Here is a 26173-nt window from a genome sequence, read left to right as displayed (position 1 = left end):
TTAGGTTAAGTTTTTAACGGTATAAAGTAAAGTGTCCAACAAATTCTCTTTCATCACGATCGCCGTTCAGTTTAATTACATACCAGTAATCTCCGGTTGGCAATTCGTTGTCTAAGTATGTTCCATCCCAACCTTCAGAATCAACTTCTTGTTCGGAAACCACTCTACCATAACGATCAAATATTTTTATTAGTATTTGAGGGTATTGTTCAATGTTTCTAGGTATCCATAAATCATTCTGCCCATCACCATTAGGTGTAAAGAAATTATCAACTTCAATGTCTATGAACTCCATAAATATGTTAGCAATCGTAGAACATCCGTTCTCATCAACAACACGCACTTCGTAGGTGTCTGTTCTTGTAACATAGAATATATTATTATCACCATTGTCAAAACCATCGAAGTAGTAAGTATAGCCTTCACGACCACCTTCTACAACAGCAGTTATTTCATTTATGTTATTTTGCTCTAAAACAAGTGTCAATGGTTCAAATGCTTCTATTACAAAGTCAATTGTTTGTAAACAACCGTTAGAGTGTGCAATGGTAATAAAATGGTTGCCTATTGCCGAGTTTCTAAAATCAGGGTTCAACTGAAAAGCAGCTGGATCAATAGAATCTATCGCATAAAGCACATCGCCGATTACACTATCATCTTCTAAAGTGATATTCACAAAATTGTCTGGTGTATCACTTGAACATTCATAAACTGGTACTACGGTAGCATTTAAGTTTACACCTGTTTCAATATCAACTACTACGTTAGTATCACAACCATTGGCATCTTTAATTACGATTAGGTAATTACCTGCAGCCATGTCATAGAATTCTGTTCTGTTCAATACAAAGTCTACATCGTCATTAGAATTCAGTGCCGTGCTATATGGTGCCGTACCACCTGTTATTTCAAGGATGATAGAACCATCTTGACTATCAACACAAATTTCTGGTGTTGTCTCTGCAGTTACTTCTAAACTTGACGGCTCTGAAATAGTATATGTCAAGAATTCGAAACAACCATTTTGGTCTTGTGCAATGATTGTATACTCTCCTGGAGTCAATTCGGTAAATGTACCATCAGAATAAAATTGATTCAAGTTCGGAGAAATCGCATATTGATAACCACCAGCTCCACCTGAAAGTGTAACCGTAATCTCGCCATCATTTTCACCAGAACATGTAATATCTATTACATGTTCTGTGAAAGTCAATGGTGTTGGTTCAACAATAACAACAGTTTCTGGTGTTGTTTCACAATCATCACTAATTACAGTTACATAATACGTACCTGCACCTAAATCTCTAAACACGCCTTGAGATTGTGGACCAGCAATTCTAGAAGCTACGCTTAAAGAACTATCGGTAAACAATTCATATTGGTAGTTTCCTAATCCCCCATCAGCAGTTGCATAAATAATTGCCGTGCTTTCGCCAGTACAATTCAGTACTGCAGCAGTTTCATCAACAAATAACAATAATGGCGGTATCTCACTTTCAGTAATTGCATTCGAAATTGCAGACTCACAACCATTTACCGCATCACGAACATAGAATTGGTATCTACCTGCTCCATACTCACCAGTTTCAGGTAAACCAATTGGGTTGCTGGTCATTGGTAAGAAGTTGATGTTGTCAACACTATACTCATATGTACCACTACCACCTGACGCGGTAAGTTCAAATTCTGCGCCTTCTGCGCAAGTTAATGCGTCTGTTCTAATTAAGCTAGCCTGTACTTCAGTAGGCTCTCTAACCTCAACTATATTAGTTGTGGTATCACAGTTCCATCCATCAACTACAGTAATACTATAGAAACCTGCACCTAAATCATTGAAATTAGGATTCGATTGTGCTCCCGTTGTAGTTGTAATCGTAGTACCAGTTGCATCATAATAGTTCAACTGATAGCTATACGTACCGCTACCGCCACCTGTTACATTTGCTGTAACTACGGCTCCTGTATCACCGTAACATGCTAAGTCTGTTACAAGCGGGGTTGCATTTGCCACTATTTGTGTCGCTGCTGCCAATGTTTCTGTATAGTTTACTACACATCCGGCATCATCGGTAATACTTATGGTGTAAGCGCCTGAAGCTAAGTCAGTAAATATTCCTTCATTAACATCATCCATTGTAAACACATCACCAGTTGTCGTGTTTGTTAATACAATATCATAAAGCCTATATCCGCCTTCAACCTCAACTCTTATTACACCTTGGTCATCAGTACAAGTTGCTTCAGCCAAAGGAGTAACAGTTCCGCTTAACGCTATATCTGGAGATATAATAGTCACCATATTCGTGTCTTCCGAACATAACGGAATATCGGTTTCTGTAATGGTAACATAGTAGCTACCGCCAGATAATCCTGTTATTGTTCTTGGGTTAACACTAGTATCTGATGCTGTAGCAGAAATTACAGATGTACCTGCAGCATTGAACACTTCATAAGTGTAATTACCCATATAGCCATCAATATCAATTTCTAAGCTACCGTTAGCATCTCCAAAACATGTAACTGCAGATATCGGAGTAGCTGTTGCAGTAATAAAATCGAACGGTGAAACAGTATAACTAGCTGTATTTACATAACAACCCGTATCTAAATCTGTAACTCTAAATACATAAGAACCAACAGTGTTTAAATCGTACGTTGCAGAAGTTGCTGTAGTACTGATCAATGTACCTGTTGCATTACCAATTGGTAACAACTCATAACCATAGTTATGTGCCAAGCCATTATCGGTAACGGTGATTGTTATTGTTTCATCAACAGCACAATTAATAGCTACATCTTGAGCAATAGAAGCTGTGAACGTGTTAATAGGTTGAATTGTAACCGTATCAAACGTAGTACAACCTTTGGCATCTTTTACATATACATCTATAGTTTGTGCACTTCCTGTGTCTGAAACATTAAATGTATTCTGTGCTTGGAAAATAACATTATCAATACTGTATAAATATGGTGCGGTACCTGTACCTGCGCCAGCAGTTGCCGTTATCGTTGCGGTATTAACACTATTATCTGCCGAACAGTTAAACGCTGTTGCCACTGCACTAACCGTTAATTCTAATGGTTCTGTGATAGTTTCATTCTTGATGTCTTCACAACCTCTACTAGAAATAACTCTTACTTGATAATCACCTTCTGGCAACCCTGTAAACAACGGATTGGTCTGTGTCGCAATCGGAATAACCAAATCAGCAATATCATATAATTCATATTGATACTCAGGGTTTGTATTTGTAGCCGGATCAATATTAGCGCTAATACTACCATCTGAACCTCCGAAACAACTTACGTTTACGATAGTTGCATCTAATAGCACTGGGTCTACTGGCGCATCTAAGGTCTGAGTTACTATTCTCTCACAAACAGGGTTTGTAGTATCTAAATCTCTTACTAAGAAAGTATATGTACCCTCAATGACTAAACCTGTAAAGATTGGATCATTCGTCTGAGTTACAGCAGCACCTGTTGGTGGTGTCATTACAAACTCAAGGTTTGTTGAACCACCAGTTACATTAACCGTAATCTCACCTCCTGGTACTGATGAACAATCAATAGACTTATCTACTATCGTAGAAACATCCATTTGTTCGTATAAAACTTCAGCAAGTGTAGTAAAGTCACAACCCCATTGGTCTGTAATCAATACTTCGTAGCTACCAGCCCCTAAACCAGAGAATACTCTCGTGTTTTGTGGTGCACGGAAATCTGTACCATTTAATCTTAATTGGTATGTATAGTTACTTCCTTGTCCGCCAGTAGGCATACTCACTTCAATTTCTCCTTGTAAGTTTGTGCAGTTCTCTATGTTTACTTCTAATATTGCCGCTATTGGGTCTGGAACATCAAGAACAATATTATCTTGAATTAATCTTTCACAACCTTCAGCGTCACGAGCCCAAGCTTGGTACGTTCCAGCTGTAAGCGAATCGAAAGTAGCACCTGCTACGAAATCTACAGTTGCAGGAACACCCACACCTACATAGTATGTATAGCCACCCCAACCACCAACTACGTCAATGATTGTAATTGAACCATCATCACCTGGGTTACAGGTAATTTCAGTTACAACGGTATCACCACTGATATCAGCTGTAGGACCGTTTATAGTGAATGCTTCTGTATTTGTACAGAATGGATTATTATCTTGTGTTATGGAAACATAGTAACTACCAGCTTCTAAGCTAATGTCAGCTGTAGGACCATTTGTAGTTGCTTCTGTACCAGAGATAACAATTGTATCATCGCCGGTATTGGCTAATGTGCCTTCAGTATCATAAATAGTCCAAGTAAATCCGCCAGGGTATGTTGCATCAACTAATTCAAAATTTACAGCACCTGTATCGGTTCCAAAACAAATAACATCACTCGTTTTTACAATATCGATGGTAAACGTATTTGGTTCATCTATAGTTTGTGTTGCAGAAACGATACACCCTGTATCTAAATGTCTTGTTAGAATCGTATACGATCCCGCAGATAATCCGCCGAAAACGTTCATTGATTGGTAGTTTACACCATTATCGATACTATACTCGAATTTAGTAGCGTCACTTAAGGTAGAAGTTACCGTTATCGTCAACTCCCCGTCATTACCTGGTGCACAAGTAACCGTATTGGTTACATCTGCAATTGCATCGGTAATCTCATCAAAAGGAAGTATTGTTTCTGTTGTACTACCAGCACACCCTTTATCATCATATACATTGATAGTATACGTATCACCTGCACTATTTGTAACAATCAATACGTTAGACGCACCAGATTGTACAACGGCAGAACTACTATCTACAAACTCATAGATTACATAGTTACCGCTACCGCCGGTTATGGCAGCCTCGTCAACTGTAATTGTAGCGTTGTTAGGGTTATTACCTACAGTACAACCGAATTCAACTACCGAAGTATTGATATTCGAAATTAATGCAGGTTCATCTATTACAATGTTACCAGAAACAGTACTACAGCCATTTGTTCCTGTTGCAGTCACAACATAGGTATTTGGAGGTAAACCCTCAAACGTATTGTTGCTTGGGTTAAATGTTCCTGCTACAGGAGATATGGTAAACGTTAACGGGTTTACTCCGTTTTCCACTTGTGTCAATGTAATTGAACCATCATTAGATCCAAAACATGTAATATCGATATGAGAATCTGTAAATACTGGCTGAATAGCAAGAGCTAACTCTTGTGTTACAGGGTACTCACAAACAGGATTTGTAGTATCTAAATCTCTTACTAAGAAACTATATGTACCAGCATCAACCAAACCTGTAAATGTTGGGTCATTCAACTGAGTTACTGCAGCACCTGCTGGAGGTGTCATTATAAACTCAAGGTTTGTAGAACCACCCGTTACATTAATCGTAATTGTACCTCCTGGTATACTTGTACAGTCAATTGCTTTATCTACTGAAGTAGTAGCACTTAACTGTTCGTATAATTCCACCGGGTCTGTAGTAAATGTACAACCCCATTGATCTGAAACAATTACTTCATATTCACCAGCACCTAGACCAGAGAAAACCAGCGTGTTTTGTGGTGCTCGGAAATTAGAGCCATCCATTACCAATTGGTATGTATAGTTACTTCCTTGTCCGCCAATAACATTGCTTACCGTTACTTCTCCCTGTAAATTGGTACAGTTCTCTTGAGTAACAAGTAAATCGGCATCAATAAGTTCTGGAACATCCAAAACAATATTATCTTGAATTAATCGCTCACAACCTTCAGCATCACGAACCCAAGCTTGGTATGTACCCGCTCCTAATCCTGTGAAAGCAGCATCCGCTACGAAATCAGTTGGTAATGTTGGTGCTACCGTATCAACAAAATAGGTATAACCGCTCCAACCACCGACAACGTCAGTAATCGTTATTGAACCATCATTTCCAGGTACACATGTAATATCTGTTACTACCGTATTTCCTGTAATATCAGCATCAGGACCTGCAATATTGAAAAATTCAACATCGGTACAATACGGATTGTCTGTTTGTGAAATAGAAACATAGTATTCGCCAACACCTAAGTTAATTATTGGTGTAGGACCGTTTGCGGCTTCTGAACCACTAACGACAGAAGTATCATCGGTACGGAAAATTTCCCAATCGAATCCTGTGTTATAGGTAGCATCGACCAATTCAAAAGTTACTTCGCCAGTATCCGTTCCAAAACAAATTACATCACTTGTCTTAACAACATCGATTGTAAATGTATTTGGTTCCTCAATAATAGCTGAAGCTGTTATGATACAATCCGTATCTGTATGTCTTATTAAGAAGTTATAGTTACCTGCAGATAATCCGCCGAACACATTGGTAGGAACATAAGTTGTACCGTTATCGATACTATATTCATATTTAGTAGCATCACTAGCAGAAGACGTTGCCGTAACCGTAATTACTCCGTCGCTACCTGGCGCACAAGTAACTGTTGTTGTTACATTTGCCGTAGCTCCTATTAATTCATCATAAGGTAATACCGTAGCTGTTGTGCTACCTGAACAACCATTATCATCATACACATTAATTGTATATGTTTCGCCTGTTCTGTCTGTAACCGTTAACACATTTGATGTACCCGATTGAACAACAGCAGAACTACTATCAATAAATTCATACGTAACATAGGTATTGCTACCACCTGTTATTGCTGCCGTATCTACAGTTACCGTTGCATTATTTGAATTGTTACCAACGGTACAACCAAATTCAACAACGTCAGCAGTTACATTTGTTATCTGTAGAGGAGTTCCAACAGGACTGTCAACTTCTAATTCACAACCACGACCAGAAGTAACACCAACCACATAATCTTCAGAAGATAAATTTGTAAAAGTACCTGTTGTTTGTGATGTACCAACCGGAGTTAATGTTGATGGAGCTGTTCTTATATATAATTGATATTCATAAACAGGGTTATCCATTGATGCATCTAACGTTGCAACAATAGTACCATCAGAATCACCAAAACAAGTAACATCTGTCATCACCGTAGTAAATAATACCGGTGTAGCCAATTCAAGTTCTATAGTTGTTTGAGCACTACATCCGCCCAAAGTTGTATCATATACAAATGCAGTGTAGGTACCAGAATCCAAACCTGTAAAGTTTGGTAATGATTCTGGAGTTCCGGTAACACTTACACCACCTTCAAATAATTCATATTCGTAATTTGTAGAGCCGCCAAAACCTTTTATTAAGATTTCACCGTCACCTTCTGCACATGATGGTTGTGCAACAACCTCAGCAGAAATAGAAACAGGAGTAAAAATTTCAATGTTTGTTGTGTTTCCACATCCGTTAAAGTCACGAACCTGAACAGTATAATTACCAGAACTAAGGTCAGTAAATTGATGTGTAGTACCTGCGGTCGTTAACGTTGAAGACTGGTATGAACCGCTGTTTAAACTAAGTGTATATGGTTGAGACCCTTCTCCGTCTAACGTAATTTCTATTATAAAATCTCCCTCATCAGCAGTACATTGGTTAATAACCAATCCAGAAATAGCTGGGGTTGGATCATCTGCAATAGTAACATCCAATGGTAAGGCTGTAGAACAACCATTTCCATCCATTACATAAATATCCCATTCTGTATTTGTAGAAGGATCTAATTCGGCATAATTATTAGTACCATAATCGCCAGCTACCGGAGAAACACCATCTGGTACATAAGCATATGTGTACGAACCATTACCACCACCTGCAATAACAGTCACGTTAGCATCTTCTGAACAGTAGCCATTATTTTGGTCTGCCAAAGTCAATGTAACAGGGTTAGGCTCTAATATTCTGAACTCAAAAGTATTTGTACACTCAGGAGTGGCTGCTTCTTGGAAGAATAATACATAGTCTCCTGGAGGAATATTTGAAATTGTTTCAGTAGCTGTTGGACCAGGACCGTTTGGACCTGTAACGCTACCTGAATATGTACCACCTAAAGGTGTATTGCTAATACTTTCCCTTAATTCATAATTAATGGTAGTCACTGAAGTATCATAACCCTCAAATTGAAAAGCAATTGACCCATTTGTATCACCAAAACAAGCGACATCTGTTACGGTTGGTGTTGGAACTACATCAATAGTTGAAAGATTAGGAATATCTACCTCAACGAAACTTGAACATCCTGTTGTTGCATCAATCACTTGAAAAACATAACTAGAACCCGGGTTAAGTCCGTTATACGTAGCTACCTCCTCATCAGCAGTGGCACCTGCAGCCTCAGCATCTGGAGGAGTACCTGCACCATAAATTGTAAAGTCATAATTACCGGAACCACCACTTGCGGTAAGTTCAGCTGTTCCTCCCGTAATACAACTAACAGGCAATAAAACAGGATCAACCGATAAATATGGACTAGAAAGCACACGTACCGGGTTTTCATAATATTCACAACCATTGGCATCTAAAACACGAACGTAGTAATCTCCGAAAGCCAAACCATCAAAATCAACGACTGTTGCCGTGGTATTCACTACAGGGTTTGGACTTGTAGTTGCAGCTAAATTATTTAAATTGTCATAAAGTGTATATGTAAAGTTCGGCTCACCACCACTTGTAATCGTAATTTCAATACTACCTGGTATATCACCAGAAGGACCACAACTAACATCTGTAGCTACAACATTCGCATCAAACAATACAGGATCAACAACAGTTGCACTGCCATTATAAATACATTCTTTAGAATCCCTAACAATATAATTATATGTGCCGGCAACTAAACCTGTGTATACTCTTTGGCTTGTAAAAGCACTACCTTCAAAACTAATTTCATATGGCGAAGATCCAAAATTAGGATCAACGTTAATTTCAACAATCCCGTTAGTGTCACCAAAACAAGTAGGATTGGTAATTGTTTCCGTTGCAATAGGATTCACCGTTGCGGTAACCGTAACCAAATTAGAAACAGCTGTACAACCTTGGTCATCTGTTACTCTAAATCTATAGGTACCAACTATTGAAGTTGAATACGGGAATGTTCCTGTAAAAGCAGCATAGCCACCACCATTAACATCTAATTCATATGTGTAAGGAGCATAACCACCATTGGTTACTAAGTTCATAGTTGCCTCTGGTGATATCGTACAATCTAAGTCCTTATTTAACGTAAGTGTTGCGGTTAGTTGAGGTTCAATATCAAATACTACGGTATCTGTACAACCGTTAGCATCTCTAATTTCAAAAGTGTAACTACCTGGTGTAAGACTTGCAAACGTATTATCAGTTACAAATGTACCCGTACCTAACCTGTAGGTATAAGGAGCCACACCACCAGTTGCACCAACTTCAATAGTTGCAGAGCCAGCTACAGAAGAATCAAAACACACATCTGAACTTGGTAAAATACTTGCCACAGGAGCAACAGGTGCTGTTAATGTAAAAGTATCCGTATCTGTACATCCGTTTGCATCGGTAACAGTTATAGTATGTAAACCTATTTGATCAAGACCAGTAAATATTCCTGTGTTTTGTGCTGGTGTTAACGAAGCATCTGGTAATTGAATTACATAAGAATATGCAGCAGTACCACCTGTAACCGTAATATCTACAGCACCATCATCTATACATGTAGGTTGTGTCGGTGTATTAGAAACCGCTAAAACTGCAGGTTCATTAATTGTCTGTGTCAACATTTCAGTACAACCGGTAATAGGGTTGTCAACATCTCTAACATAGATAGTATAAGTGCCGGCAGCTAAACCTGTTATTTGATGCGTTGCAGCCGTATCGCTACCTTCAATAGTTACAAAAGCACTATCATAGCTATACTCATAACCACCTGCTCCAAAATTCTCAACTTCAAAAGTTATGGTACCAGAACCATCTGCATTACAATCTAAATCTTCATAAGATAAAATTGCAGCTTCAAAAGCATTACCATCTTGAACATCTACAATAATATCCGTTATACAATCACTACCATAGTCTACAGTAACAGTATGTTGACCAACTAATACATTGTTAAATACATTATTACCAATTTGAGGCGTATTACCATCAATGCTGTATGCATACGATGCATCATTTGGAAGTATTGTAATTATTCCTGTTCCATCACAACTGTAATCAACAGAACTACTTAATAAAGGTGCTGTTGGTAAAGGTGCAATAATGATATTTGGAAGGCTTATTACACATGCAATATTATTTGCATCTCTAACTTGAACGGTAAATGTACCATCAGACAAGCCAGTGAATACTGTTCCGCCAGCAGTTGCCGCTGTCCAAGTACCACCATTTAAGCTATATTGATAAGAACCAGAACCACCCGTTGTAGGTGTTATGCTACCAACCGTAATTTCTGCTAATTGATTACATGTATAATCTTCTGTTTGTAGACTTTCTGCTACTATTTCAGGTACCTCATCTACATCAACAGATAATGTAACTTCACAATCGTTTACATCTCTAACTCGAACATCATACGTACCAGCCGTTAGATTATTGAATAAGCTAACAGAACCAAAAGTAGTTCCACCATCAACACTATAAGTATATGGTGCTTCACCACCACTTGGTGCTAAAGAAATACTACCGTTATTACCACCAAAACAAGTAACATCAACAACAGTTAGTGTTGCTGCTACAGGAGCATCTTGAGCAATATTAATATCATACATTGCAGGACACGCATCTACGCCTCCATTATTGTCTAAAACATAAACATCGTAATCTCCAGCGCCCGTAACAGTAACCGGATTGGTTGCTGCATAGTCACCAGCTGAAGGAGTTGCACCATCGGCAACTACCGCGTAAACATAATTACCGTCACCACCAGCAGCGGTAATATTTATTTCACTATCGGTACCACAAGCAGTTATTGTACTTGCACTTGCGCTAACCGTTACTTGTTGTTCGATAGTTATGGTTTGAGCCGCAGCATCACAACCAAAAGCATCTGTAACTTCTATAGTATATGTGCCATTTGAAAGTCCCGTGAACGTATACGTTGTAGCATCTATTGGAGCTGGGGTTACATAAGAACCACCATTGATTCTAAATTGGTAATCACCATTTCCTGCAGTAACTTCTACAACAATAGTTGCATCATTACTACCACTGTAACACGTTGTTTCCTGTAAAGTAAAAATTGGTGTTTCTGGTGCTATAACTACAATTGGGGTATCGCTTACGTCTATACAACCATTTGCATCTCTAGCACGAACATAATACGTACCTGCAGGCAATCCGTTAAAAATGGTATTGGTTTGGTACGCAGTAACAATACCAAGAATATCTTCTTCTAATTGATACGTATAGCCTGGAGTACCACCAGTTGCACTACCCGTAATTTCTGCACCACCATTGTTACATGTAAAATCTTGTGTAAGATCTGCATCAGCAACAACCAATGTTGGTTCTTCAATAGTTTCATCGAAAAATGTTATACAACCTGGTAAAGTACTACCTGCTTCTCTAACATAAACTCTATAACTGCCAGCTGCAAGTCCAGATATAGTTTGTGGTGATACCGTAGTACTACCTAAAATACTTGTAAAATTATCTAAACTGTATTCGAATCCGCTTGCACCATAATTAGCTACCTCAAAAGTTATCGAACCAGAGTTATCTGCATTACAATCCAAATCTTTAGAAGAAAGCACTGCTGCTTCGAAAGCATTACCAGCATCAACTGTTACATCTATGGAAACAGTTTGAGAACATTGTTCTGGACTTTGAAAAGCTTTAATATTATCAATAGCCACATCATTACCATTTGTTCCCGTTGCTATAGTTCTAATAACAATGTCAATTGTGCTATTTGCACCAGGATTTAAAGGTGGAATGTTGATATTTCTCCAATCATTAACTCCTGTATTTTCATCAATTAGACCAGTTGTACCACTATCGATAATATTACCTAAAGGGTCAACAATTTCTACCAAAATATTTGGTCTAATTAATCCTGATCCTTGTCTAACTAAGTTAATAACATCTAGATCTACCTCAACATCTCTATTAGGTATAATCTCTATGTTTGTTTTGCTATATACTATTGTGTTAACCCCAGGATCACCAACATTTACCGCTAAGTATCTGCCATTTGGATTACCTGAATTATCTACTGGACTTACCCATGTACCAAAAGGAGCAACAATTCTACTTGTAACACTATATTGTAAATCGTTAATATTTAAATTTGTATCTGAACAAGTACCTAATGATGCATCTTGAGATTCATAGCAATAATACGTTGTGTCAATTTGAGGAATAGAAACATTTGGTCCTGTTCCGAAATCTTCACGCATTAATTCACTTCTTGCAGGAGGCGTGCTACTAATGTAATCAACAGTTATTGTATGAGTACCTACAGGTACATTAGTGAAAACATTAGAATCTGCAGGTGTATTTACAGTTCCGTTTAGATTATATGTATAATCTAAATTTGGATTATCTGGTGTTATCGTTACAATCCCTGTTCCGTCACATGAGTAATCAACTTCTGGAGTCAACACTACATTTGGTGGAGTTGGTGCTTGATTGATTGTAACACTCATCGGAAATGTACAATCATTAGCATCTTGAATATAAATAGTATGCGTACCGGCTAACAGAAACCCTATTGCATTAGTACCATACGTACTACCACCATCAAAACTATAGGTATATGGAGAAGTGCCGCCTTGAGCATTTGTTACTCTAACTTCAGCACCATCTGTTGGATTACACTCTACTAATTGTGTAACCGCAGCAGATGCAGAAAGTGTAAATGGCTCAGAAATAGTATATGCCTGGCTAACATCACAATTATTTACATCTCTAACCCTAATATTGTATGAACCTGCACCAAGATTGTTAAATGTATTCAGAGTCTGATAATTTGCACCATTATTAATACTATATGTATATGGTGCCTCGCCACCAGAAGCAACTATCGTCAAAGTAGCTTGGTTTTCACCACTACAAAGTATGTCAGTATTAGAAATAGTCAATGCTAATGGATCATCTTGGTCAATAGTTATGTCAAAATTAGATTCACAGAAATTAGCATTTCCACTATTATCTCTAATGTAAACATCATAATCACCTGCGCCGGTAACCGTTACTGTATTACTTGCGTCGAAATCACCAGCGGTTGGTGTAACCCCATCAGCAACTGCAGCGTAGACATAATTTCCATCTCCGCCAGCACCAACAATAGTAATATCAGTGTCGGTACCACAAGCAGTAATATCACTTGCGCTTGCATTTACCGTTAAAGCTGGATTTACAGTAATACTTTCTGTACCTGTACAATTATTGCCATCTCTAACATCAATAGTATATGTTCCTGCTGATAATCCAGGGAATACACTGGTACTGCTAAATGCACCACCATTTAAGCTATATTCAAAAGTACCATCGCCGCCAGAAGAAACATTAGCCGTCAAGGTTAATAATACAGCATCATCAAAACAATCTTGATTTGGTGTAATCATTAAAACTGGTGCCGTTGCCGGATCTAAATCGAAAGTAAAAGGAATGCTACAATTGTTAGCATCGGTAATTGTACCATTATAAGTTCCTGATTGTGATAATCCATTAAAAGCCCCTGTAGTATTAGAACCAAATACAGTAGCATCAGGATTATTAAGTTCATAAACATAACTTCCCCATCCGCCTGTAACAAGAACACTTACACTACCTGCTGATGTACAACTAGGTTGTGTTTCTATTAAACTAGAAATTGTCAATGCCGAAGCCGGACCTTCTAATTCGTGAGTAGCAGTATATGTACAATTGGTATCAGTGTCTACAATTTCTATTGTATAAACACCGACCGCTAAATTGTCGATATTATCAATTAAAGCTTCAGTACCCCCGGTTCTAACAACTCCTGTAGGACCTGTAATTGCGTATGTAAAGTTTTGACCTGATTGAAAATTTACATTAAAACGGATAACGCCATCTGCAGCACCAAAACAACTAATTGGTTGTGTAGTTTGCCCACTAGCCGATATTGGATTAATCGCGTTTATCGTATAATTTTCTTCATAAAAGCAACCATCGGCATCAGTAACTCTTACAGTATAAGTGTCAGGAGCCAAACCTTCAAAAACAGCCTCATTTCCTGAAGTGCTTGTTGGACTAAGAGCAGAAGGTGTTGTAATTGTATATACATATGGTGCAGCACCATTAATTGCGTTTAACGTTAAGTTAGATGTTCCGGTAGGACATGTAATTTGAGACTCCACAATAGTTAAATCTGTTGGTGGATTTGGTCTGTCAATTACTATTTGGTTTGTAACAAAAGTACAGTTGCTAGCATCTCTTATGGTAATGGTATAAGTACCATCTGTAAGATTTTCAAAGCGGTTTGCGTTTGCTGTTGTATCGGGAATAAAGTTAATTCCATCAATACTATATGAATACCGTGCGGTACCACCAGCCACATTTTGAGCTTCTATAATACCTTCTTGTAAACAGGTATAATCTTGAACCAAAACAGCATCGCCACTAATTGCAGCTGTTGGTGCATTAATGGTAAATGTTTCTTCAGAAATACATGTTGCAGTACCTCTTGTTTGCGTAATTGTAACGCTATAATCACCCTCAGCTAAATTTGGAAAACTACCCGTGCTATTGTTTGCTAATGGTTGATCAGTGTCGTCGAATAATGCAAAATCTAAAGTATAGCCATTAGTATTTGTAATATTATACTGAATTCTACCTGTAGTTTCGCCAAAACAAAGCACATCTGTTACCGTTGTTGGGTCGAAATCTGCAGTTGGGTGATATTCAATCGTAACTGTATTAGATTCTACATAACAACCCGTTCTATCTAATACTAAAAAGATATAATCACCAGCACCAGAAACATTAAAAGTAGTTTCTGTTTGAAAGTTCGTTGCAGGAATATCAGCAAAATCTGCATAAGAAGTAACAGTTGTTCCACCTTCATCTACATAGCTCCAAACAACATAAGAGTAATCTGGGTTGCCACCGTCGGCATCCATTGAAATAACACCATCTTCACAAGTAATATGCTGATCTACACTAGCGGTAAGTTCTAAATCGTTTTCATCTAAAACAGTAACTTCTTCGCTATAAGAACAACCATCATCTGTAGAAATATAAGCGATATAGTCACCAGCACTTACATCTGTAAAAGAATAATTATTATCTGCATGACCATTTTGGCTGTCTATTAAAGTTCCTAATCCGCTATTTGTACCATCATCTCTTCTAAGTTCAAAAGCATATGGTGGATCAGCATCAGTAATCTGTAGCGTAACAGTACCTAAATTGAAACACGTTTCTGGAGTTACACTTACATCATAAGTTATAGCTCTTTCTCTAATACCAATTACCGGTGTAGTAAAGATACAGGCATCTTGTATAGGGTCGCCGTTTGTATCAAGTTGAGTGACCTCAACTCTATAAGAACCATTTTCACCAGAAGCAAAATCAAAACTAGGTCCGTTGTTTGCACTAAATGGAACGATAGTAGCATTGGTATCGTTATCTACCAATTGATATCCATATCCACTTCCAAGATTTGTAATGGTAATGTTACCATCGGTATCACAAACAATATCTCTATTATTAAATTTTATATCTAAATTGTTCTGAAATCCTTTAAAGAAAAATCGACTTGTACAACCATTTTGATAAATAACGGAAAGCCTGTATTCGCCTGGTGCATTTAATAAATAGTTACTACCTGTACCGACTTCTGTCCATGTACATGTAAGTGCTCTGTTGGCACAATCTTCACCAACATCGACACCACAACTACCTTCAACCAAACGTTCCCAAGACACGCTTTGTGCATCAACAATATTTACTGCTAATGGTTGTGAATCGTTAATACCACACAAGAATATTTTTGGTAAAAAAGAGCTATCATCACTACAAAAAACAATCTCTCCAGGGATATCATTGCTTGGGTCGGTATCGCCATTTACTTCATTAAAATACTCTGTAACCGGGTTGGGTAAATTACCAGAACCAAATGGTTCTACAGTAATAATCTCTTTAAATCCTTTACAAGGGTCAGCAACTATTTTATCTACTATATACTGTCCAACAAGGGTTACAACCTGGGTGCTTGCATCATTATCTGGGTCACCATCATTGATTTCAATATCGGTTGCATCGATTTCTCCATTACTGTTTGTATCGCGATACCAAACATATGAATCAAACCCGTCGCCCGCATTTAAAATAGCGCTAGCACCACAAAGTTCTATAGTTCTCTCAAAGTTACAATCAGAAAGGTCATCTAAAAGGAAGTTTGTCGCTCCAGGAATAACAAAACCACAAGTATTAAAATCAGTAACACTCGGGTCATCTGTAACCTGTGCAGAGTTATTTTCTCCCCTGTACGAACTATACGCTAAGTTTTCAATTAAATCTGAACAAGCATCAATGAAATCAAAACAATTTTCGGCTACCTGAACTCTAAAAATTATAGAATACTCGCCATCTTCATCTTCAACATAAACATCTGGTATGTTGAAAACAATTTCTCTTGTTGCTGGATCGTATGTATATGTTATCTCGTAACAGGTTCTTGGTGTGCCAGTACATATTTGAGCAGGAAATGTAAAATCTGTATCATTAAAAAAGCTTCTACCATCTGGTGGAGAAACGTTTACTGGCAACACATCTCTAATAGTATAATTTACACCATCGTCATTACCAATATTCTCGAAGGTTAAAACATAATCTAATGTCTGACCTAAGTTTACTCCTTGACCTGTAATATCTACACCACCTGGTGTTTGTACTCTTTTCTCCAAAACAATATTCGGAGCAATAATATCTACATCAAAAGAAGTAAAGAAAATATCATATTTATCTTGTGAAGAACTCGCTCTTAAAATGGCACTATTAGCTCCATTAGGAATTATAGTGTTACTAGCACCACCATTAGGTATTTCAAAGAGGTCAACATCCCAACCTAAAGTATTTATACTATTTGGGTTTCTATTTGTATATTGATTATCAAACTGAGTAATACTTGAGTTAAAAAAATTATTATCTGGATTTTCTCCATTTGATAATGTTGTAAAAGACCCATTGGCATTAATTGCCAAGGCATCTCCTGTAATTCTGTTATCACCTTCTAAAGCACCTACTCCCATATTTGCATAAACCGGAAAAGGTGCCGGTAAAGTTGTAAATCCGTTTACAGGAATATCAATACTCTCTCCAGATTTAACCCCTGCATAACCATCAAAAGTGGTTATAAATTTGTCTCCAGGTAGGTTTGGATTTTCATAAACAATTACCATTTTCCATCCTCCAGAAATACCACCTGAGATATTATTACCTGTACTTGCCCTAACGTTTGCAACAAAGTAATCTCCATTAGGATTTGCCAATCCTGATACAATAGAAGTTACATCTTTGTATGCGGCATAGGGACTGTAATAACCAAAATCTACATCACCATCACCATCAAAAATTATCTCGTCTGCCGTGATATCTTGGTATGCACCACCTGGCGTTCGAAACTTAATATCATCAATATTACTTCTATCTGAATTTACGTATACGGCTGACCAATACAAACCTGCATAACGCACTAAAGAACAATCAACATCGGGTATTTCTAAGTTAGCACTACTTGAACTAAACGTACTACTATCACTATCGACATCAATATATTGCATGTCGTAATTATCATTAAAATCAGAAGAACTTCCTGTATCGTTAAGCGGTTCGTTAGGAGAAACTGCTGGTATAGTAACGTTTTCTCTTCTCCATCTACCATTTCTAAAAACCCATTGTCGCTCGGTACGTTCAGCAACCTGTCTATTAACAATATTGTTGGCAATAAAAGTAAGTTCACCTCGAATATCTGCTTCGTAACGAACGTCGAAATCATTTTTAACTTGAGAAACGGCAGTTTGTAAACCTAGTGCCAAGAATAAAATGAAAAATAAACATTTTGAGTAATGTTTTCCCATAAGAGAAATGTGTTTGGTAAAATCTAAAAATTGAGTAAGTCTGGTCATTTTGTAAATTTGTTGAAGCCTTCCATTCATTCGATATCCATTTCGCATCGTTCAACCGGGGAATTCTCCATTAACAAATATTATCCATACTAGTTGGGTTAAGAATTAATTGTTGTGGTAACGAGCATTTCTGTTGTGAAACATCAAATAGATTGGGTTTGTGATTTTAAGAAAAGAGTGTATTTCAACGATTAAGTACGTACTAGCGTAACTTTAATATTTTAATAATTAGGCAAAAATTAGTTGTGAAAACTCTAGAAAAACCTACCGGTTTTTGAATTCTAAAGTGGCAATTATTATATTAGAAGGACCCAGTTTTTGATAGGGGAAATTCGATTTTAAGCGGGAAAAAAATTGAGATAATACTATTAAAAAATGAGAATTTTGAAGTCAATTCTTTCTTAAAAAACACCTCAAATTTACTACGACACATTCTTAAGGTGGATATATAAAAGAAGTAGAAATAAGAATAATTGTATTAATAAAGATGATTAAGTTTTATAATAATGCACACAAAATGAATGCTTTTTAAATAGTTGATATATTGATTTTACAAAAATTAATTCGAAATCCAGTCCATTAAAATGTACTTGGTTCAGGCGCGAATTAGTCGCTCTACAGAACAATTATTAATTTGAAGCACTTTATTGGGTATCTAATTCATAATCCCTAAAAGAGGCTAAAAAGTGAGTTAAACAAACTTCTTTAATCCTTAGCCCCGCCAATTATCTATTGTAGTAAGCCAAGTATTAATTAAGAATGGCTATCTTTAAAATCTGCTATACTAATTCTACATATTATCTAAGTCTTTTTAAAAAGACGAGCTCGACGAACGAGTACGTAGTGCATAGAGACTTTCTAATGCACAGATAATAACAACCCATTATTTTATAAAAATTTAAACAGAAACAATTGATTAAAAAATCGATTGCAGTATCTCTTTCAATTGTAGTACACAATTCGAAATGCGATGCTCTTACCGTAAATCAAAAATGAAAAGTGAACAGTTAATACCAAGAAATATAGAGATGTTCTATAACAAAGCATCTGAAGAAACCAGACTAGAAAAAGGCATGGGCGTATTTGAGTTTGAAAGAATAAAATCGCTTATTGAAAAATACCTTTCTACATCATCTTCTAAGATTATAGATGTTGGTGGTGGTACAGGAAAGTATGCTAAGTGGCTTGCCAAAAAAGGTCATGAAGTTCATTTGGTAGAACCCGTTGCTAAACATTTACAACTAGCAGAAAATAGAGCTAAGAAATTAAAGAACAAGTTCTTTGTTCATTTGGGTGAATCTAGAAAATTAGACTTCCCAAATAATTATGCAGACCTCATCTTACTTCATGGCCCTCTTTATCATCTTCAGAGAATAGAAGATCGAGAATTAAGCATTTTAGAGGCGAAACGTATTTTAAAAAATGGCGGCATCATCTTAGGATTCGCTATCAATTATACGGCATCAACTTTGGTCGGGCTCTTAAACGGACTCATACACAAAAGGTCATTCTTTGAAATGTGCAAGAATGAATTGACTACAGGAATACACAATCCACCAGATGATTTTCCTTGGCTCTTGGCCGAGGCCTATTATCACAAACCCGAACAACTAAAAAAGGAATTTATACAGCAAGATTTAACCTACTTGAACACATATGCAGTTGAAGGTATGGCTTGGCTTGATAAAGACTTCTTTGCAAACATGCTAAATCATAAAAAGAGAAAGACATTAATTGAACTACTACAAGTTACAGAAAACGATAGCTACATTTTGCCATTTAGTCCGCATATGATGATATCCGTAAAAAAACAAATTCATGGAAAATAAAGACAGATATTTTAAAGCATTAATTGAAAATAAGAATCAATTAAATGCAATTGACTTAGGAGAAAAAATTCAACTAGATGAAAATGAAACCAGAGAAATAATTACACAACTATTATCTGAACATAGAATTAGATATGATGAAAACAGTGTTTGTAATTATCGGGTTATAAATAAAAGGAGTAGATGATATTGAAAATCAATATAGACGAGTTGGTTTTCAATAGTAATAATCTTGACTATTAAGATTTAATATAACAGGTAACATCCGGAAATCCATTTGGTTTCCGGTTACTTGCAAAGTGTTTTTTGAGTGTCGATTGGCAAACACCTACAGTAAAAAGACCTTCTTAATCATAAGTACTATTGTCTTTTGCTTTTATAACTCCAAATGAGTTTTCATCAATCCAAACAAGATTCCAATTCATATTAGGATCAGTATTGTAACTTTCAAGGCTTACTGATTGATCTTGAATATTAAAACGATAATATCCAGCGATTCCTCCTTGGCGAATGATTCCTCCTTGGTAAATTTCATTTCCACACCGCCTCCCTATTTTCCTTCCAGAATTAAAGGTTATGCGATATTCACCCGTAGTTAAAAAACGAAGTACACTACCAATCTGACCAGTTGTACAACGTCTATAGACTGTAATTTCCGTATCACCTTCTTGGATTTTATGATCAACAATCCAACTACCGATTAGATAAGATTCAGAAACTTGTTGTACTTGACCAGAACTTAATTGAGCTAAAAAAAGAGTAAGCAATATTATTGAATTTCTCATATATCAGAGAAAACAAGAACCGTTCCAATATAAGTAACACTACCTACAAAAGAAATTGAAGATTACTATTCTATTGTTACATTGATGATTTCATATTAAAACCAAGTAACGTGTATTGATTTCATTCGTCTTAAACCTATGAAAGGAATTATGCTTTTACTTCTCATACTAATTCAAGGTCAAGTTGCATCTGATATTATACTGAAGAAAAAATTAATCGGTACATGGAAGATTGAAAAAGTTAAAGTCACACGACCCGGAGTTTGCATTCAAAATGATTTCAGCCAAATGATTGGGACTACTTTTGAATTTAAAGAAGAACAACAACTATTGGTTATTTCAAAAAGTAACTGGTTTCAATTCAGTAATAACGAGGATACACTTTTGTACTTAGAAGATGAATATCTTATTATAAAATCGAAAACCCATCAAGAATATTATCGTTCAAAAATCACTTTTAAAAAAAGCAAGTTGAATTTACATCTTGGTAATTTGATTGCAATTCATTTAATAAAGAAATAGCAAAAGCAATGTATAGCTTAAAAATTTTATAACATTAAGTGCTATGAAAACGGTAATTTAAAAACTTAGGAAATCTTCACTTTGAGTAGAGATGCAATCAATGATTAAAGTACTATCAAATACGAAAGACATTTAAAAATACTAATTGGTATCATAATTTATACATATATTAGATTCTTTCTAACTTAATGTTATAGATGAATGTTGTTGAAACAATATTCAATGACAATTAAAAATATAATGAAGAGTATATTTTGGTGTTAAATAAAATACTATTGTTTCTAACTTAGACGTAGTATTTAGTAGTAACAACAAAGACCTTTATCATCTTGGATGAAAAGGTCTTTAAATAATCTTTAAGTTAACTTATAGTCGTTCTAAACCAGCAGTTCATGGTTCACCCTCATAATCCACATCTTCTCATTGTAAGCGTCGTTTAGCTTAGAGTAGTAAGAGATTAAAGCTTTGGTCCAAGAGTCGTGCTTTTTAAGGTATACGTATCTGTAATTGTTCTTAGGGTTGATGAAGTAACTCGCATTTAATCCGAATGAATTTAGCAAGGTCACAAATCGTTTTGCATTCTTAGGGTTAGCGAACACATTTGCAATAAGGTAGTAACCAGAACCGGCACCCTCAATAACATAAGATTTTGAATCAGCTTCTCTAGAATCTACATTATCTCTAACCACCTCATTTGAGGTTAGAACATTAGAATCATACTTCGAAGATTTCTCTTTGATCTTATTTACATTACTTGCGTAAGCCTCATTAGTGTATCTGTTATCAACGTTCATAATCCAAGTAGCACCATCATATGTACCGTTCAGTTTATTATCGTGAGCCGCTACTGCTTCTTCAAAAGTATCATAACGTTCTAAGTACACATATTTTAAACCAGTATTAGGGTTGTCTATATAATCTGCATTAATGCCCTGATCATTTAGTCCATCAATAAAGCTGTTCATATACTGTCCGCCTTTGTATACATTAGCAACTACATAGTAACCATCTGTAACGTCAGGTAAATCTTTAAACCTTCTGCTTTTAACTCCGTCCTGAGCTACTTCTCTAGTTGCTTTAGCAACGGGAGTAGAAGTATTTCGTGGCCTATTTGCAACTACAGCATCTTTTGGTTGCACTTGTTCTTTAAATCTGCTATCAACAGAAGAATTCGTATTTGAATTTGTATTTGTTTCTACTACTTCTTGTCTTTCTACTACAGGGTCTTGTCTTTCGTTTGTTACCACTGCTAACCTGTCTTGTTGTATTTGACCAGTTGCTTGATTACTTGTAACTGCCTCACCTGAATTACTTGGGTTATAACTATCGGTATTTAAATCTCTGGAATTACTAGGGTTATAACTAGAAGCAACTTCAGTGTTACCATTCTCATCAAGGAAAAGCTCTTTTGCTTTATTCTCAAGGTCCGGTCTTTCTCCGTTTGTTTCATTTCTAACCATACGCATTACCATGGCAAAACGTCTTTCTAAATCTGATTGACGAATAGCTTCTAATGAATCTTGACGAAACATCAACTCCTCGATGATGGCATCGTTTTCTGCCAATTTCATCTTCAACTCTTCTATTTCTTCATTGGTAGCAATATTCTCAGGCTCCTCATCATTCTGCACTAAATCATCTTCAAAATCATCTTCTAACATTACCCTATCTTCAGTAAGGTTTGGAGAGAATGAATATGCAAATGAGATTTCATGAGTAACTCCGAAATTATCAAAGTTGTTGGACAACCCTTTTTCCATAGTATAGCCTAAAGAAATTCTTTGGTTAAGGTTAAAACCTACACCAGCAGCTGCGCCATAAAAACTATCATACCCACCTTGGATCCATCCTAATTTTGGAAGATCAAGAATTAAACTTCCACCTAAAGTAACATCTTCTTCTCCTACTTTTCTAACTCTTGCCAAAGGCATTAAACGACCTTGTTCAAAAATACCATCTTGCTTTTCAAACTGATGGGTATATTGTAGGTGACCAGAATATGTTTTGTCTTTAAACTCCGTTACAGATTCGCTTGTCTTTAAGTTGTAATCAAAAAGGTTTTCTGCAAATACACCAACATCGAATTTACCATAAGAAAGGTTAAAACCAGGTTGAAATGATAAAAGGTTCTGATCTTGTAAACCTGCTAAAAAAGGATCCTCTTCTACAGTAGATGCTCTACCGTTATCAAACCCACTTTGGTAATAAGAAACATTTGCACCAAAAGTAAAGTTACTTTTGTCGTTCAGTTTAATACCGTAGGCATAATTTGCCAACACACCAAAATTGCTTAAGATACCTTCTCTTTGAGAATATAGACTAAGACCTAATCCGGTTTTATCGTTGATACGTCCACTATAGCTTAAGAAATAGTTTTGATTGTTATCATCAAATTGTACCGATTGGTTTCGGTGTAACAAATTGATATAGGATTTGTCTTCCCTAACCGTTGAAAACGTTGGGTTGATTAAGAATCGGTTATACTTCAAAAGGTTCTGGGCAGGAACATCGTATGATACAAACGGATTTTCCTCTTGCCCGCTAACCTTCATGATAGCTAACACAAATAACAATAGATATAAAACACTTTTCTTTAGCATGGTGAGCTTAACGTATTACTGTGATCGTACCTTGTTTAAGTACTTCACTGGCATTCCTGATTTTATAGTAGAATACCATGTTTTGTTTGGTGAACGCAGTAGTTGACTGCGGCCAGTTATTTTTATAATCGAATTCGTTTACAATTTCTTGCCCTTGTTCATTGTAGATAATTACATTGACATCGGCTTTATTAGAATACGAGTTTGGTATGATCCATTGATCATTAATACCATCTCCGTTCACGGTAATTACATTAGGCACTTTAAAGGTGTCTAAATAGGTTACCTCTATCTGTCTAACAATCTCACAATTATCAATAGAAGCTATTAGGGTATAACTACCGGCTTCGGTAAAAGTGATACTATCAGAGTTACTTAATTCTACCGCATTGGCATCTAACCATCTGTACGCAGTTCCTCCGCTTGCCGTAACTACTCTAGAAGTACCTTCTGGCATTACTATTTCTGTACCAGGATCAAGTGTAATTAGGTTTTCATCTAACGGTGTTACCACAATCTCATTAGAGATTAAAGAACAACCATCTATATCTATCGCTAAAGTATATGTACCTGCAGTAGAAACTGTTAATACCGCATCTGTGGTATTAATAGATACACCGTCTAATTGCCACTGATATGTAGCAGAACTTAAGTCGGTTGTTGTGCTTAATGTAATGGTTTCACCACCGCTACAGAAAACAGTTCCTGAACTTGTAATACTTACTGTTTCATTAGTTAATAATTGAACAGGCAAGACATTAGAATCTACATCAAAACTACCAATGGTTGCATTTAAATCGTAATCACCATTTTCAGAATTTGAAGCCAGACTAATACTGTTACTAATTGCACCACCTACAGCTGCACCATCTTTACTCCATTCATAGGTAAAGCCATCAAGTAAAGCACTGGTAACATCTGTTTTAGTACCATCTGCAGCAACTGCGTTTATAAGTTCAACACCTAAAATAGTACTTGTGGTTTCACAAGATGTATACGCATCAGTATAATTTATGGTCATTTCAAAAGAAGCAGGAGACACAACTGTAGTTACATCAGAGTTTTTAGAAGATACTGAACAAGCACCACCTGTTTGGGTAACTTCTGCATGGTACTCACCATCTTCAGTAATTGTAAGCGTACTATTTGTTTCACCTGAAATCTCAATAGTATTTCTAAACCATTTATAACTTGGCGTAACTGCTGTGGTGCTTACTGATAATACTTCGTTTTGTGTAGGCAATAAAACCATGTTGATTTCATTCTCTACAGTTACAGTATATAGTTCTGCATTGGTTATTGATACTACTGCAGATCTTTCATTACAGATACCTGTACCTGAAATCTCTACTGCATAGTCTCCTTCAAAACCTGCATTCGAAGCATTGACATTATAAGAAGTTGAAGTAGCACCAACAATCTCAACATCGTCTTTAAACCACTGGTAGCTCCAAGAGGCATCTGTTTGATCTATAGTTAATGTTTCTGTATCGGTACTACATAAAGAAGTTTTAGTTGGAGCCGTAACTGCAATACCAGTTCCAGAACCGCCTATTGTAACATCTACAATATTAGAATCTGTATTACCAGAACCAGTACATCTTGGTCCGTAGTTGATATATACATTGTACATACCCGATTGCGTAACGTTTAATGTATGCCCGGTTTCACTTGTTAATTCTGTTCCACTACGAAACCAAATATACTGATAGGTTTCTGGATTAGCTATGTTATCTACTTGTAGGGTAACGTCGCCTGTGCTACATACTGTACCTGGAGGAACCCCGTCACCTAATTCGCTAATATTTAAATTAGAGGTAACATCCATATAATACATATTGAATGCCTCAGATTCGCTACCTATTTTTTCAGGATCTGTACTTCTCACTCTCATCTTATACCCTTCACCACGAGTGTCGGTAGGTATTGCGAAACTAATATCAAAATCCTTAACGGCATTTTGATCCGTAATCGTTTGCAAAGTTTGAGCGTTTGTAAAGCTACCACTGGCATCAGACAATTCGAGAATAAACTCATTCCCTGCGTTGGCTGTACCTATCCAGGTAATATTGACAAAATACTCATTGAAGCCACCATTACCTGCGCATACTGCAGACCACGGAGTACTTCCTGACAGGTTTGGATTGTCTGCAGGTTCTGGAGCATTAATTACTATTGCTTGCGCAGATAATTGAAAAGCGCAGAATAGCATGGATAGTGCTGTAAATACGGTAAGTTTGTTCAAAGTTTTCATATGTATTTGTAGTTATGGGGGCCACTACGGTTGAAAAGTTGGTTAATAAGTTTTTCCGTTCTCAACATTTCTTAGACAAATATGTCATTAAATACGACGAAGTGGAACTTTATGTTGTCGGAAGGAAGATTTCTGTTGTGAAACTCATTTTATGTAAGGTGTATGTATTTTAAACCTGCCAATTAAGCCAATTTTGCTACTTTTGTACCCTG

At 36.5% G+C, this 26173-nt stretch carries 7 protein-coding genes; 3 read left to right on the top strand and 4 right to left on the bottom strand.

The genetic code is table 11. The features are described 5' to 3' along the window. Positions 1 to 13: 13 nt before the first annotated feature. Positions 14 to 17971 (bottom strand): T9SS type B sorting domain-containing protein, encoded by a 17958-nt coding sequence (locus tag Q0871_RS04335; RefSeq protein WP_299318330.1) that lies wholly within the window; start codon positions 17969 to 17971, stop codon positions 14 to 16. Between the two features lie 992 nt (positions 17972 to 18963). On the opposite strand from Q0871_RS04335, the gene Q0871_RS04330 reads away from it, so the two are divergent. Then, positions 18964 to 19800: a bifunctional 2-polyprenyl-6-hydroxyphenol methylase/3-demethylubiquinol 3-O-methyltransferase UbiG gene (locus Q0871_RS04330; RefSeq protein WP_299318322.1), complete on the top strand. Its 837-nt coding sequence runs from the start codon at positions 18964 to 18966 to the stop codon at positions 19798 to 19800. Continuing rightward, positions 19790 to 19987 carry a hypothetical protein gene (locus tag Q0871_RS04325; RefSeq protein ID WP_299318318.1) on the top strand — a complete coding sequence of 66 codons (198 nt, stop codon included), beginning with the start codon at positions 19790 to 19792 and terminating at the stop codon, positions 19985 to 19987. Before Q0871_RS04330 ends, Q0871_RS04325 begins: the two co-directional genes overlap by 11 nt. A 160-nt stretch (positions 19988 to 20147) precedes the next feature. On the opposite strand, the gene Q0871_RS04320 is transcribed toward Q0871_RS04325, so the two are convergent. Beyond that, on the bottom strand, positions 20148 to 20567 hold the full coding sequence (locus Q0871_RS04320; RefSeq protein ID WP_299318315.1) for a hypothetical protein: 420 nt from the start codon (positions 20565 to 20567) through the stop codon (positions 20148 to 20150). A gap of 156 nt (positions 20568 to 20723) precedes the next feature. On the opposite strand from Q0871_RS04320, the gene Q0871_RS04315 reads away from it, so the two are divergent. Further along, positions 20724 to 21107 carry a hypothetical protein gene (locus Q0871_RS04315; protein ID WP_299318311.1) on the top strand — a complete coding sequence of 128 codons (384 nt, stop codon included), beginning with the start codon at positions 20724 to 20726 and terminating at the stop codon, positions 21105 to 21107. A 377-nt stretch (positions 21108 to 21484) separates the two neighbouring features. On the opposite strand, the gene Q0871_RS04310 is transcribed toward Q0871_RS04315, so the two are convergent. Next, entirely contained in the window at positions 21485 to 23707 is a 2223-nt protein-coding gene (locus tag Q0871_RS04310; RefSeq protein ID WP_299318309.1) for a type IX secretion system membrane protein PorP/SprF, read from the bottom strand. 7 nt (positions 23708 to 23714) lie between these two features. Continuing rightward, a complete protein-coding gene (locus tag Q0871_RS04305) occupies positions 23715 to 25961 on the bottom strand; it encodes a gliding motility-associated C-terminal domain-containing protein (protein ID WP_299318306.1) in 2247 nt (748 codons plus the stop codon). Between the last annotated feature and the right edge of the window lie 212 nt (positions 25962 to 26173).

It is taken from the genome of uncultured Maribacter sp. (genome assembly GCF_947500985.1).
Lineage (GTDB): Bacteria > Bacteroidota > Bacteroidia > Flavobacteriales > Flavobacteriaceae > Maribacter.
Note: the sequence above shows the minus strand (reverse complement) of the source record. Positions and strands in the feature narration are given on the sequence as shown.

What these genes read in the sequence shown, in the direction of transcription:
- Q0871_RS04310 (WP_299318309.1), bottom strand. Translation starts at nt 23,707, where the DNA reads ATGCTAAAGAAAAGTGTTTTATATCTATTGTTATTTGTGTTAGCTATC.
- Q0871_RS04330 (WP_299318322.1), top strand. Translation starts at nt 18,964, where the DNA reads ATGAAAAGTGAACAGTTAATACCAAGAAATATAGAGATGTTCTATAAC.
- Q0871_RS04325 (WP_299318318.1), top strand. Translation starts at nt 19,790, where the DNA reads ATGGAAAATAAAGACAGATATTTTAAAGCATTAATTGAAAATAAGAAT.
- Q0871_RS04315 (WP_299318311.1), top strand. Translation starts at nt 20,724, where the DNA reads ATGAAAGGAATTATGCTTTTACTTCTCATACTAATTCAAGGTCAAGTT.
- Q0871_RS04305 (WP_299318306.1), bottom strand. Translation starts at nt 25,961, where the DNA reads ATGAAAACTTTGAACAAACTTACCGTATTTACAGCACTATCCATGCTA.
- Q0871_RS04335 (WP_299318330.1), bottom strand. Translation starts at nt 17,971, where the DNA reads ATGACCAGACTTACTCAATTTTTAGATTTTACCAAACACATTTCTCTT.